Annotated in this window: 10 protein-coding genes and 2 pseudogenes; 11 read left to right on the top strand and 1 reads right to left on the bottom strand. The window is 41.2% G+C overall.

The annotated features are described in order from the left end of the window. The first annotated feature begins 32 nt into the window (after window positions 1-32). From MK396_RS07395 to MK396_RS07345, 11 genes and pseudogenes are all read left to right on the top strand, one after another. The gene (locus tag MK396_RS07395; protein ID WP_268724163.1) at window positions 33-3,314 is read left to right on the top strand and encodes an SIALI-17 repeat-containing surface protein; all 3,282 of its coding nucleotides are present in this window, start codon (window positions 33-35) and stop codon (window positions 3,312-3,314) included. A 233-nt stretch (window positions 3,315-3,547) separates the two neighbouring features. After that, window positions 3,548-4,246, top strand: a complete 699-nt coding sequence (locus tag MK396_RS07390; RefSeq protein WP_001135660.1) for an N-acetylmannosamine-6-phosphate 2-epimerase — start codon at window positions 3,548-3,550, stop codon at window positions 4,244-4,246. A gap of 113 nt (window positions 4,247-4,359) precedes the next feature. After that, window positions 4,360-5,688, top strand: coding sequence for an ABC transporter substrate-binding protein (locus MK396_RS07385; RefSeq protein WP_268724162.1), 1,329 nt, complete (start codon window positions 4,360-4,362; stop codon window positions 5,686-5,688). Between the two features lie 219 nt (window positions 5,689-5,907). Continuing rightward, the gene (locus tag MK396_RS07380; protein ID WP_161801140.1) at window positions 5,908-6,774 is read left to right on the top strand and encodes a carbohydrate ABC transporter permease; all 867 of its coding nucleotides are present in this window, start codon (window positions 5,908-5,910) and stop codon (window positions 6,772-6,774) included. A 15-nt stretch (window positions 6,775-6,789) separates the two neighbouring features. Continuing rightward, window positions 6,790-7,629 (top strand): carbohydrate ABC transporter permease, encoded by an 840-nt coding sequence (locus MK396_RS07375; protein WP_001183243.1) that lies wholly within the window; start codon window positions 6,790-6,792, stop codon window positions 7,627-7,629. A gap of 445 nt (window positions 7,630-8,074) precedes the next feature. Continuing rightward, window positions 8,075-8,527, top strand: a complete 453-nt coding sequence (locus MK396_RS07370) for a YhcH/YjgK/YiaL family protein (RefSeq protein WP_268724161.1) — start codon at window positions 8,075-8,077, stop codon at window positions 8,525-8,527. Window positions 8,528-8,547: 20 nt separating this feature from the next. Further along, complete coding sequence (locus MK396_RS07365; RefSeq protein ID WP_000057501.1) at window positions 8,548-9,192, top strand: YesL family protein; 645 nt, start codon at window positions 8,548-8,550, stop codon at window positions 9,190-9,192. Between the two features lie 170 nt (window positions 9,193-9,362). After that, on the top strand, window positions 9,363-10,280 hold the full coding sequence (locus tag MK396_RS07360; protein WP_001281473.1) for a dihydrodipicolinate synthase family protein: 918 nt from the start codon (window positions 9,363-9,365) through the stop codon (window positions 10,278-10,280). A gap of 17 nt (window positions 10,281-10,297) precedes the next feature. Then, a complete protein-coding gene (locus MK396_RS07355; RefSeq protein ID WP_268724160.1) occupies window positions 10,298-11,182 on the top strand; it encodes an ROK family protein in 885 nt (294 codons plus the stop codon). A 71-nt stretch (window positions 11,183-11,253) separates the two neighbouring features. Then, window positions 11,254-11,361, top strand: a pseudogene (locus MK396_RS07350) (replisome organizer); the annotation flags it as partial. Window positions 11,362-11,657: 296 nt separating this feature from the next. Continuing rightward, window positions 11,658-12,127 (top strand): annotated as a pseudogene (locus MK396_RS07345) (GNAT family N-acetyltransferase). Window positions 12,128-12,364: 237 nt separating this feature from the next. Here MK396_RS07345 and MK396_RS07340 read toward each other — a convergent pair. Beyond that, complete coding sequence (locus tag MK396_RS07340; protein WP_007521197.1) at window positions 12,365-13,216, bottom strand: MurR/RpiR family transcriptional regulator; 852 nt, start codon at window positions 13,214-13,216, stop codon at window positions 12,365-12,367. Between the last annotated feature and the right edge of the window lie 115 nt (window positions 13,217-13,331).

Raw genomic sequence — 13,331 nt, 5'->3', positions numbered from 1 at the left:
CGCTTTATTTTATGAAAAATGAAAGGACAAACATGAATTACAAATCTTTAGATCGGAAACAGCGATACGGAATTCGAAAATTTGCAGTCGGTGCAGCATCGGTAGTGATTGGTACAGTGGTATTTGGAGCAAATCCAGTCTTAGCTCAAGAGCAAGCCAATGCAGCAGGAGCCAATACAGAAACTGTCGAACCTGGTCAAGGTTTATCAGAATTGCCAAAAGAAGCGTCCTCGGGAGATCTTGCTCATTTGGATAAGGATTTGGCTGGTAAATTGGCAGCAGCTCAAGACAACGGCGTTGAGGTGGATCAAGATCATTTGAAAAAAAATGAGAGTGCAGAATCAGAAACCCCATCCTCTACCGAAACCCCTGCAGAAGAAGCAAATAAGGAAGAGGAATCAGAGGATCAGGGTGCTATTCCTCGTGACTATTACTCAAGAGATTTAAAAAATGCCAATCCTGTCCTTGAAAAAGAAGATGTTGAAACCAATGCAGCAAATGGTCAGAGAGTTGATTTATCAAATGAACTAAATAAACTAAAGCAACTAAAAAATGCTACAGTTCACATGGAGTTCAAACCAGATGCATCAGCTCCACGCTTTTACAATCTCTTCTCGGTATCCAGTGACACCAAGGAAAATGAGTATTTTACTATGTCGGTCCTTGATAATACAGCTCTTATTGAAGGGCGTGGCGCTAACGGGGAGCAGTTCTATGATAAGTATACAGATGCTCCTTTGAAAGTTCGCCCTGGACAATGGAATTCCGTGACCTTTACTGTCGAACAACCGACAGCGGAGTTACCTCATGGTCGAGTTCGTCTCTATGTGAACGGTGTCTTATCTCGAACAAGCCTCAAATCTGGTAACTTTATCAAAGATATGCCAGATGTTAATCAAGCTCAACTTGGAGCAACCAAACGGGGCAATAAAACAGTTTGGTCCTCAAATCTACAAGTTCGAAACTTAACTGTTTATGATCGTGCTTTAAGCCCAGATGAAGTTCAAACACGGAGTCAATTATTTGAAAGAGGTGAATTGGAACAGAAACTTCCTGAGGGAGCAAAAGTCACTGAGAAAGAAGACGTCTTTGAAGGTGGTAGGAACAATCAACCAAATAAAGATGGTATCAAGAGTTATCGTATCCCAGCTCTTCTCAAGACAGATAAAGGAACGCTGATTGCAGGAACGGATGAAAGACGTTTGCACCATTCTGACTGGGGAGATATTGGGATGGTTGTTCGTCGCAGCTCAGATAATGGAAAAACATGGGGAGACCGAATCGTAATCTCAAATCCTCGTGACAATGAGTACGCTAAACATGCAGATTGGCCATCTCCAGTCAATATTGATATGGCCTTGGTGCAAGACCCTGAAACAAAGAGAATTTTTGCAATTTATGACATGTTCCTTGAAAGTAAGGCAGTATTTTCATTGCCGGGGCAAGCTCCGAAAGCTTATGAACAAGTGGGAGATAAAGTTTATCAAGTTTTATATAAGCAAGGAGAATCAGGTCGCTATACAATTCGAGAAAACGGAGAGGTTTTCGACCCTCAAAATAGAAAGACAGATTATCGTGTTGTCGTTGACCCTAAAAAACGAGCCTATAGCGATAAGGGAGATTTGTATAAAGGGAACGAACTAATCGGGAATATTTATTTTGAGTATAGCGAGAAGAATATTTTTAGAGTTTCCAATACCAACTACCTATGGATGTCCTACAGTGATGACGATGGGAAGACTTGGTCTGCACCAAAAGATATTACTCATGGGATTCGGAAAGATTGGATGCACTTCCTAGGAACTGGACCTGGTACTGGGATTGCCTTACGTACAGGACCTCATAAGGGAAGATTGGTGATTCCAGTTTATACAACAAACAACGTTTCCTACCTAAGTGGTTCTCAATCATCTCGTGTAATTTATTCAGATGATCATGGAGAAACATGGCAAGCAGGGGAAGCAGTTAATGATAACCGCCCAGTAGGCAACCAAACCATTCACTCTTCAACCATGAATAATCCAGGCGCCCAAAATACGGAGTCAACTGTTGTTCAGTTGAATAATGGGGATCTCAAGCTCTTTATGCGTGGGTTGACAGGTGATCTTCAGGTTGCGACCAGTCATGATGGGGGAGCAACGTGGGATAAGGAAATCAAACGTTATCCTCAAGTAAAAGACGTTTATGTTCAAATGTCCGCTATTCACACCATGCATGAAGGCAAGGAATACATTCTACTCAGCAATGCTGGTGGTCCTGGACGAAACAATGGTTTGGTTCACCTGGCTCGTGTTGAGGAGAATGGTGAGTTGACATGGCTAAAACACAATCCTATACAAAGTGGTAAGTTTGCTTACAACTCGCTCCAAGAACTCGGAAATGGCGAATATGGTTTGCTTTATGAGCATGCGGATGGCAATCAAAACGATTATACTTTATCCTATAAGAAATTCAACTGGGATTTCTTAAGCAAAGACAGAATTTCTCCTAAAGAAGCAAAAGTAAAATATGCTATCCAAAAATGGCCAGGTATTATTGCCATGGAGTTCGATTCGGAAGTATTGGTAAACAAGGCTCCGACCCTTCAATTGGCAAATGGCAAGATAGCAACCTTTATGACCCAGTACGATACAAAAACTCTCCTATTCACAATAGATCCAGAGGATATGGGTCAAAGAATTACAGGTCTTGCAGAGGGTGCAATTGAAAGCATGCACAATTTACCAGTTTCTTTAGCTGGCTCTAAACTAAGCGATGGTATTAATGGCAGTGAAGCTACTATCCATGAGGTTCCAGAGTTCACAGGTGGTGTCAATGCTGAGGAAGCCGCTGTGTCAGAGGTACCAGAGTACACCGGTCCATTGGCAACGGTAGGTGAAGAACCGGCTCCAACGGTAGAAAAACCAGAATTCACAGGTGGTGTAAATGCAGTTGAGGCAGCAGTCCATGAACTTCCAGAGTTCAAGGGTGGTGTCAATGCAGTTCAAGCAGCTTCAAATGAGGTTCCGGAATATAGCGGAGGTGCTAACTTTGTCTTGGCAGCTTCAAATGACCTGCCAGAGTATAAGGGTGGTGTCAATGGTGCTGAGGCAGCAGTTCATGAAGTGCCAGAGTACAAGGGAGAAACCAATCTAGTATTAGCAACTGCAGACAACAAACTGTCTCTAGGGCAAGATGTTACTTATCAAGCGCCAGCAGCTAAACAAGATGAACTTCCAAATACGGGAAGCAAGGAAACAAGCTCACTAATTTCCCTTGGCCTTGCAGGCGTACTTTTATCACTCTTTGCATTTGGAAAGAAGAGAAAAGAATAATGAGCAAAAGCTTTTTGAGTAAGTTTCAGAAGAGATAGCAGATTTTCAAACCTGCTATCTTTTTTGATGACATTCAGGTTGATTCGAAATCATAAGAGGCCTGAAACTACTTTCAGGAACGGCTGTTCTATAAAATACTTTTGAAACTGAAATCTATTCTATCACAAGCTATTGAAAGCGCTTAACAAATGATATATAATAAGCCCATAAGAACAAGAAAGGGAGGAAAGAGGATGCCACAGATCAGCAAAGAAGCCTTGATTGAACAAATCAAAGATGGAATCATTGTCTCTTGCCAGGCACTTCCTCACGAACCGCTTTATACAGAAGCGGGAGGAGTCATTCCCTTGCTAGTCAAAGCGGCTGAGCAAGGTGGAGCAGTCGGTATCCGAGCAAACAGTGTTCGCGATATCAAGGAGATCAAGGAGGTTACGAAACTCCCGATTATCGGGATTATCAAACGTGACTATCCGCCACAGGAGCCTTTCATTACAGCTACGATGAGAGAAGTGGATGAACTGGCTGAACTAGATATTGAGGTCATTGCTCTGGATTGTACCAAACGTGAACGTTACGATGGTTTGGAAATCCAAGACTTTATCCGACAAGTCAAAGAAAAATATCCGCATCAACTCTTGATGGCTGATACCAGTACTTTTGAAGAAGGAATTGCAGCGGTTGAAGCAGGTGTTGATTTTGTTGGAACAACCCTATCAGGTTATACCTCTTATAGTCCGAAAGTGGATGGTCCAGACTTTGAACTGATCAAAAAACTGTGTGAAGCAGGTGTGGATGTCATCGCTGAAGGGAAGATTCACACACCAGAACAAGCCAAGCAAATCCTTGAATATGGAGTGCGAGGTATCGTTGTTGGTGGAGCGATTACTAGACCAAAAGAGATTACGGAACGCTTTGTTGCCGGTCTTAAATAACACAATCTCAAAAAAGAGGAGAGTGGTCGATGCGTCGGATAAAATGAAAACGTATACAAATCCAAAGAACTCATTATCCAATATGGATACGCTTATCAATTAGGAGAATACAAATGAAATTTAGAAAACTAGCTTGTACAGTACTTGCGAGTGCTGCGATTCTTGGCCTTGCTGCTTGTGGTAACTCTGGTGGAAGTAAAGATGCTGGAAGCTCTAGTAGCGATAGCGGAAAAACTGAAATCACTTGGTGGGCATTCCCAGTCTTTACTCAAGAAAAAACGGGTGACGGTGTTGGAACTTATGAAAAATCAATCATCGAAGCGTTTGAAAAAGCAAATCCAGATGTAAAAGTGAAATTGGAAACCATCGACTTCAAGTCAGGTCCTGAAAAGATCACAACAGCCATTGAAGCAGGAACAGCGCCAGACGTACTCTTTGACGCACCAGGGCGTATCATCCAATACGGTAAAAATGGTAAATTGGCTGAGTTGAACGACCTCTTCACAGACGAATTTGTCAAAGATGTCAACAACGAAAACATCGTACAAGCAAGTAAGGCTGGAGACAAAGCTTACATGTATCCAATCAGTTCAGCTCCATTCTACATGGCTATGAACAAGAAAATGTTGGAAGATGCTGGAGTTGCAAACCTTGTAAAAGAAGGTTGGACAACTGATGACTTTGAAAAAGTTTTGAAAGCGCTTAAAGATAAAGGGTATACACCAGGTTCATTGTTCAGTTCTGGTCAAGGGGGAGACCAAGGAACACGTGCCTTCATCGCAAACCTTTATGGCGGTTCTGTAACAGACAAAGACGTAACCAAATATACAACCGACGATCCTAAATTCGTCAAAGGTCTTGAAAAAGCTGCTAGCTGGATCAAAGACGGTTTGTTGAACAACGGTTCACAATTTGACGGTGGAGCAGATATCCAAAACTTTGCCAACGGTCAAACTTCATACACAATCCTTTGGGCACCAGCTCAAAACGGTATCCAAGCGAAACTCTTGGAAGCAAGTAAGGTAGATGTGGTAGAAGTACCATTTCCATCAGACTCTGGTAAACCATCTCTTGAATACCTTGTAAACGGATTTGCAGTATTTAACAACAAAGACGATAAGAAAGTCGCAGCTGCTAAGAAATTCGTTCAATTCATCGCAGATGACAAAGAATGGGGTCCTAAAGACGTAGTTCGTACAGGTGCCTTCCCAGTTCGTACTTCATTTGGTAAACTTTATGAAGACAAACGTATGGAAACAATCAGTGGCTGGACTAAATACTACTCACCATACTACAACACTATCGATGGATTTGCTGAAATGAGAACACTTTGGTTCCCAATGTTGCAATCTGTATCAAATGGTGACGAAAAACCAGCGGATGCTTTGAAAGCCTTCACTGAAAAAGCTAACGAAACAATCAAAAAAGCTACAAAACAATAAGCACTAAGTCAGATTGATTCCCCCCTTTTCCCTGTGCACTATGGTGTAAGAAAAGGGGGACTTTTGTTTGAAATGGTAGGAACTGTCACGAAATTAAAATGAAGTTCTTACATAAGCGAATCTTAAAAAATTTCATTTTGGTTTTAAAACAGTTCAAGAAAATCAAAAACTATTCTATTTGAAAGAGAGGTGCCGACTGTGAAAGTCAATAAAATTCGTATGCGGGAAACAGTGATTTCCTACGCTTTCCTAGCACCAGTGTTATTCTTCTTTGTCATCTTTGTCTTGGCTCCTATGATTATGGGATTCATTACAAGTTTCTTTAACTACTCCATGACTAAATTTGAGTTTGTGGGCTTGGACAACTACATTCGCATGTTTAAAGACCCTGTCTTTGTGAAGTCTTTGATCAATACCGTTATCCTGGTTATTGGATCTGTTCCGATTGTGGTTCTCTTCTCGCTCTTTGTAGCATCTCAAACCTATCATCAAAATGCCATTGCCCGTTCTTTCTATCGTTTCGTATTCTTCCTTCCTGTAGTTACAGGTAGTGTTGCCGTAACGGTTGTATGGAAATGGATCTATGACCCCCTATCAGGGATTCTAAACTTTGTCCTTAAGTCAAGCCACATCATCAGCCAAAATATTTCTTGGCTGGGTGACAAAAACTGGGCTTTGCTAGCGATTATGATCATCCTTTTGACAACATCTGTTGGTCAACCGATTATTCTTTATATCGCTGCCATGGGGAATATTGACAACTCACTTGTTGAAGCAGCGCGTGTTGACGGTGCGACTGAATTTCAAGTCTTCTGGAAGATCAAATGGCCTAGCCTTCTTCCAACAACTCTTTACATCGCGATCATCACAACAATCAACTCATTCCAATGTTTCGCCTTGATTCAGCTCTTGACTTCTGGTGGTCCAAACTACTCAACAAGTACCTTGATGTACTACCTTTACGAAAAAGCCTTCCAATTGACAGAATACGGCTATGCCAATACCATCGGTGTCTTCTTGGCAGTGATGATTGCCATTGTCAGCTTTGCTCAATTCAAGATCCTCGGAAACGACGTAGAATACTAAAGAAAGGAGACAGTTATGCAACCTACACAAAAGAAACCCTTAACAGCTTTCACTGTTATCTCAACGATTATCTTGCTCTTGTTGACCGTACTGTTCATCTTTCCATTCTACTGGATCTTGACAGGGGCCTTCAAATCACAACCTGATACCATTATGATTCCGCCACAGTGGTTCCCTAAAATGCCAACCATGGAGAACTTCCAACAACTCATGGTGCAAAACCCTGCTATGCAGTGGATGTGGAACTCTGTATTTATCTCACTGGTAACCATGTTCTTAGTCTGTGCAACCTCTTCTCTAGCAGGTTATGTACTAGCTAAAAAACGTTTCTATGGTCAACGCATCCTCTTTGCAGTCTTTATCGCTGCCATGGCACTTCCAAAACAAGTTGTCCTTGTACCATTGGTACGTATCGTTAACTTCATGGGAATTCACGATACTCTTTGGGCAGTTATCCTGCCTTTGATTGGATGGCCATTCGGGGTCTTCCTTATGAAACAATTCAGCGAAAACATCCCTACAGAGTTGCTTGAATCAGCTAAAATCGACGGTTGTGGTGAGATTCGTACTTTCTGGAGCGTAGCCTTCCCTATCGTGAAACCAGGATTTGCAGCCCTTGCAATCTTTACCTTCATCAATACATGGAACGACTACTTCATGCAGTTGGTTATGTTGACTTCACGTCAAAACTTGACTATCTCACTCGGGGTTGCGACCATGCAGGCCGAAATGGCAACCAACTATGGTTTGATCATGGCTGGTGCAGCTCTTGCAGCCGTGCCGATCGTAACAGTCTTCCTTGTCTTCCAAAAATCCTTCACTCAAGGGATTACTATGGGGGCTGTTAAAGGATAATACTCTGCGAAAATTGAATTCAAACTACTTCAGCATCACCTTGCCATACTTAAGTATTGCCTGCGGTTAGCTTTCTAGTTTGTTCTTCGATTTTCATTAAGTATAAGAGAATATAGAGTTATAAGTGTCTACAAAATGGAGAGTATGCAGTTACTTCGTGAAGTTTTGTCAGACACTTATAAACTTAAGAATGAACTCTTTTCATGATACTAGTTAGAGTAGGTTCGTTTTATGGTAACTATTTCCCGCTTCAGTGGTATCTAAGATAAGCATCTTACGCTTATCTTAGACGGAATTTTTGAGACTGACGATGAAAGAGCAAAAGGCTCAAAAATTAGGAATGAAATTCCGAAGGAATTTGCTTCCGTCCGCACTATTACAGGGAAATAGAGAAAGGATAATTCGAAACTGGAAAATAGTAACTATCAGAAACGAAGGAAACAGTATGATTTTTGACGATTTGAAAAACATCACCTTTTACAAAGGAATTCATCCCAATCTAGACAAGGCTATCGACTATCTCTATCAACATCGTAAAGATTCTTTCGAGTTAGGAAAGTATGAGATTGACGGGGACAAGGTCTTTCTAGTTGTTCAGGAAAATGTCCTCAATCAAGCTAAAAATGATCAATTTGAACATCATAAGAACTATGCAGACTTGCATTTGCTGGTAGAAGGACATGAATATTCGAGCTACGGTTCACGTATCAAAGACGAAGCGGTAGCATTCGACGAAGCGAGTGACATTGGCTTTGTCCATTGTCATGAAAAATACCCACTCTTGTTGGGCTATCACAATTTTGCGATTTTCTTCCCAGGAGAACCTCACCAGCCAAATGGCTACGCAGGGATGGAAGAAAAGGTTCGCAAGTATCTCTTTAAAATTTTGATTGATTAAAAGAATCAGGAGGAGCAAACATGGCACAAAAAGGAGTAAGCCTTATCAAGGCAGCATTTGATACAGATAATTTTCTCATGCGTTTCAGTGAGAAGGTCTTGGATATCGTGACAGTCAATCTTCTTTTTGTCGTCTCTTGTTTGCCCATCGTGACGATTGGAGTGGCGAAAATCAGCCTTTACGAGACCATGTTTGAGATTAAGAGAAGCAGACGAGTTCCAGTTTTCAGAACCTATCTGAGAGCCTTCAAGCAAAATCTGAAACTTGGTTTCCAGTTAGGTTTGCTGGAGTTAGGAATTGTTTTGCTGAGTCTTTTAGACCTCTATCTCTTCTGGGGACAGACAGCTTTGCCTTTCCAGATTGTGAAAGCTATTTGTTTGGGGATTCTCATCTTCCTCACTCTGGTGATGCTGGCTAGTTATCCCATCGCTGCGCGCTATGATTTGTCTTGGAAAGAAGTGCTGCAAAAAGGGCTTATCTTGGCAAGTTTTAACTTTCCATGGTTCTTCCTCATGTTAGCCATTCTCTTTCTCATTGTGATGGTTCTTTATCTATCCGCCTTCACTCTCCTTCTGGGTGGATCAGCCTTTATCCTCTTTGGTTTTGGTTTGCTAGTCTTTCTCCAAGCAGGATTGATGGAGAAAATCTTCGCCAAATACCAGTAGGATGAGGTGTTTCTGAAACTACTTTCAATCGTTACAGTTTCTAAAATACAAGTAGAAACTAAAATCTAAGTGTATACAAGATATTGAAAGCGATTTTCACAAGGTGTATACTAAACTTGTAAAAAATAGAACTGCTCTCAGCAGAAAAAAGAAATCTTAGGAGAAAATCTATGTCAGATTTGAAAAAATACGAAGGTGTCATTCCAGCCTTCTACGCATGTTACGATGATCAAGGAGAAGTCAGTCCAGAGCGTACGCGCGCCTTGGTTCAATACTTCATTGATAAAGGTGTTCAAGGTCTCTATGTCAATGGTTCTTCTGGTGAATGTATCTACCAAAGTGTGGCAGACCGCAAGTTGATTTTGGAAGAAGTCATGGCAGTTGCCAAAGGGAAATTGACTATCATCGCTCACGTAGCTTGCAACAATACCAAAGACAGTATGGAACTTGCTCGCCACGCAGAAAGCTTGGGAGTAGATGCTATTGCAACGATTCCACCGATTTACTTCCGCTTGCCTGAGTACTCAGTTGCCAAATACTGGAACGATATTAGTTCTGCAGCTCCAAACACAGACTACGTGATTTATAACATTCCTCAATTGGCAGGTGTTGCTTTGACTCCAAGTCTTTACACTGAAATGTTGAAGAATCCACGTGTTATCGGTGTTAAGAACTCTTCTATGCCAGTTCAAGATATCCAAACCTTTGTCAGCCTTGGTGGAGAAGACCACATCGTCTTTAATGGTCCAGATGAACAGTTCCTAGGTGGCCGTCTCATGGGTGCTAAGGCTGGTATCGGTGGTACTTATGGTGCTATGCCAGAACTCTTCTTGAAACTCAATCAGTTGATTGCTGAGAAAGATTTGGAAACAGCGCGTGAATTGCAGTACGCTATCAACGCAATCATTGGCAAACTCACTTCTGCACATGGAAATATGTACGGTGTGATCAAAGAAGTCTTGAAGATTAATGAGGGCTTGAATATTGGTTCTGTTCGTTCACCATTGACACCAGTGACTGAAGAAGATCGCCCAGTTGTAGAAGCAGCTGCAGCCTTGATTCGTGAAACCAAGGAGCGCTTCCTCTAATCCATAAGGAGGTATTTATGACACACTACGTTGCAATTGATATCGGTGGAACCAACATCAAATATGGCTTGATTGACCAAGAAGGCCAACTTGTTGAATCGCATGAAATGCCAACCGAGGCGCAAAAGGGTGGACCCCATATCTTACAAAAGACAAAAGATATCGTAGCTAGCTATTTAGAAAAAGGCCCAGTAGCAGGTGTTGCCATTTCTTCGGCGGGAATGGTCGATCCTGATAAGGGGGAAATTTTCTACGCTGGACCTCAGATTCCCAACTATGCAGGGACCCAGTTCAAGAAGGAAATTGAGACGAGCTTTGTGATTCCTTGTGAGATTGAAAATGATGTTAACTGTGCAGGTCTTGCTGAAGCAGTTTCTGGTTCAGGCAAGGGAGCGAGTGTCACTCTTTGCTTGACCATTGGAACAGGTATCGGTGGTTGCTTGATTATGGATGGGAAAGTCTTCCATGGATTTAGTAATTCAGCCTGCGAAGTCGGTTATATGCATATGCAGGATGGAGCTTTCCAAGACTTGGCTTCTACGACGGCCTTGGTTGAGTATGTAGCAACAGCCCATGGAGATTCAGTTGATCAGTGGAATGGGCGGCGCATTTTCAAGGAAGCTACCGAAGGAAACAAGATCTGTATGGCTGGCATTGACCGCATGGTAGATTACCTTGGAAAAGGTCTGGCAAATATTTGCTATGTTGCCAATCCAGAAGTGGTCATTCTTGGTGGCGGTATCATGGGGCAAGAGGCTATCCTCAAACCGAAGATCCGTACAGCCTTGAAGACGGCCTTGGTACCAAGTCTAGCAGATAAGACGAGATTAGAATTTGCCCATCACCAAAATACAGCAGGGATGCTCGGTGCGTACTACCATTTCAAGACAAAACAATCCTAGTTTGGAATTATAGGATTAAGAAGAACACTTGATCACTACTTGAGTGAAAAATGTTTTGCTTAATTCTTTTTTTGATGATGGAAAAACTGTCAAGGTATATGAAAAGTAGCGGAAAGACCTATCAAGACCATTATGCGACCTTGCTTCATGGGTATGAGAAAGACAAAGAGGAATTATAAAAAATGAACGATAGGAGCAGAGTTCCTACTATAGAAGAATATATGAGAGGAGATATCCTTTAAGATAATCTTAGAAGACAGCGCAAGCTCTCTAAATACTAAACCTAAGCCAAGAAGAAAAAAATGATATAATGAGATGGACGAAAAATTGATAAATTGGAAGTTGACGAGATGATTGGTTTAATGACGAATTAGAAGTAGTAGAATCAACTCAAAAAGTATGGAGGCATAGTATGTGTGGAATTTCTACCGATTTATAAAATAATAAATTTACAGAATATAGATCGGAGGCAATTATGGATTATGTAATTAGAGAATTAAAGCAGAATGAAATTAATTTATTGGATACTTTTCTATATGAGGCTATTTTTATTCCTGAAGGAGTACAAGCACCGTCCAAAGATATTATAAAACATCCCGATTTACAAATATATGTTGCTGATTTTGGAAAGAATGATGATGTATGTTATGTAGCGGATTTGGATGGAAAGGTAGTAGGAGCTGTATGGACTCGTATCATCAATGATTATGGTCATGTTGATGACACAACACCCTCTCTTTCCATTTCTCTTCCAAGGAATATAGGAATTTGGGAATTGGAACTGAACTTATGAAACAAATTCTTTTGACCTTGAAAGAGCGAGAATATAAGCAAGTGTCATTATCGGTTCAAAAGATAAACTATGCAGTGAGTATGTATAAAAAAGTAGGCTTTGAAGTTGTTTGTGAAAATGAAGAGGACTATGTCATGATTTGTAAACTTTAGTTTCTGGTAACTTCCAGTTTTTCGTAGTAAAAAAACAAATAGGATATTACCAAGAGGAAGTAAAAGGCAAATAGCCGATACTTCCTTTTTCTTGTCAAAAATTCAAAAACGCAAAGGAGAATTTATGGAAGAACTGAAAAAACACGATTAGAATTTGCCCACCACCAAAATACAGCAGGGATGTTGGGAGCCTATTATCATTTCAAGACAAAACAATCCTAGTTTGGTTCAACCAAACTAGGATTTTCTAACGCGTTTTTGTCTACGATAGCCATTGAGTTTTTTATTTTCCCAATAGCTATTAAAGATTTTCTCCTTGCTTTCACGATTGATTTCCAAAAAGTAGGCATAAACCAAATCTATAAGGAAGAGCATGGGGAGTTGAGCGGATATCCGTTGAATGTAGGAAGGCTGGCTGTGGCTAGCAACAAGAACGGTCTCTGTATAGGCCTGACTATTTTTGTTTGGAGCGCTGGTAAAGAGGATGGTCTTGGCCCCCATCTCTTTTGCGTCTAATAGACTGTCTAAAATAGAAGGAGTTGTACCAGAAAGTGAGAAACCGAGTACTAGACAATTTTCATCCATGATGCTGGTCGTCCATGCAAAGCCGTCCTGATCGGTTAAGGCTTCACAGACCACACCCAGACGCATGAAACGCAATTTCATTTCACGAGCGACAAGACCGGAACTGCCTGTTCCAAAGAAGTAGACACGCTCAGCATCTTCGATTAACTGGGCAACTCGTTCCAGTTGTTCTTCGTCAATCAAATCCTGCGTTTGTTCTCGCATGATACTGTAGCTTCGCAAAACACGTTTGGTCAAAGGACTATGTTTGTGGGAATGAGTGTCCGGTTTACTAGCCTGATGCTGGTATTGAAAGACGAATTCTCGGTAACCTGTAAAACCACACTTTTTGGCAAAGCGGGTCAGCGCTGCTTGGGAGATATGTAATTTCTGGGTGACTTGCTGAGAAGAGAGATCATCTTGGATCGTTTCAGGTTGTAAAAAATAGCGAGCGATTTCTTGCTCGAGCTCGGTTAATTCTTCAAAATGGAGGTCGATTATGGTTGCGATGTCTGGCTTGTTCATGAGGCTCCTTTTTATGAGTCAAAGTCTTAAAGGTTAACGCTTTCCTAACTATTACTACCATTATATCATAGAAGTTAGGATAACCAAATAAAAAGGCATTTTCAGTTGAAAGTCA

The organism is Streptococcus oralis, assembly GCF_026782235.1.
GTDB classification, from domain to species: domain Bacteria; phylum Bacillota; class Bacilli; order Lactobacillales; family Streptococcaceae; genus Streptococcus; species Streptococcus oralis_CC.
This window is presented reverse-complemented; position numbering and strand designations above follow the sequence as displayed.

Coding starts and splice junctions, on each gene's coding strand:
- MK396_RS07355 (WP_268724160.1), top strand. CDS start 10,298: ATGACACACTACGTTGCAATTGATATCGGTGGAACCAACATCAAATAT.
- MK396_RS07380 (WP_161801140.1), top strand. CDS start 5,908: ATGCGGGAAACAGTGATTTCCTACGCTTTCCTAGCACCAGTGTTATTC.
- MK396_RS07370 (WP_268724161.1), top strand. CDS start 8,075: ATGATTTTTGACGATTTGAAAAACATCACCTTTTACAAAGGAATTCAT.
- MK396_RS07390 (WP_001135660.1), top strand. CDS start 3,548: ATGCCACAGATCAGCAAAGAAGCCTTGATTGAACAAATCAAAGATGGA.
- MK396_RS07395 (WP_268724163.1), top strand. CDS start 33: ATGAATTACAAATCTTTAGATCGGAAACAGCGATACGGAATTCGAAAA.
- MK396_RS07360 (WP_001281473.1), top strand. CDS start 9,363: ATGTCAGATTTGAAAAAATACGAAGGTGTCATTCCAGCCTTCTACGCA.
- MK396_RS07340 (WP_007521197.1), bottom strand. CDS start 13,216: ATGAACAAGCCAGACATCGCAACCATAATCGACCTCCATTTTGAAGAA.
- MK396_RS07385 (WP_268724162.1), top strand. CDS start 4,360: ATGAAATTTAGAAAACTAGCTTGTACAGTACTTGCGAGTGCTGCGATT.
- MK396_RS07375 (WP_001183243.1), top strand. CDS start 6,790: ATGCAACCTACACAAAAGAAACCCTTAACAGCTTTCACTGTTATCTCA.
- MK396_RS07365 (WP_000057501.1), top strand. CDS start 8,548: ATGGCACAAAAAGGAGTAAGCCTTATCAAGGCAGCATTTGATACAGAT.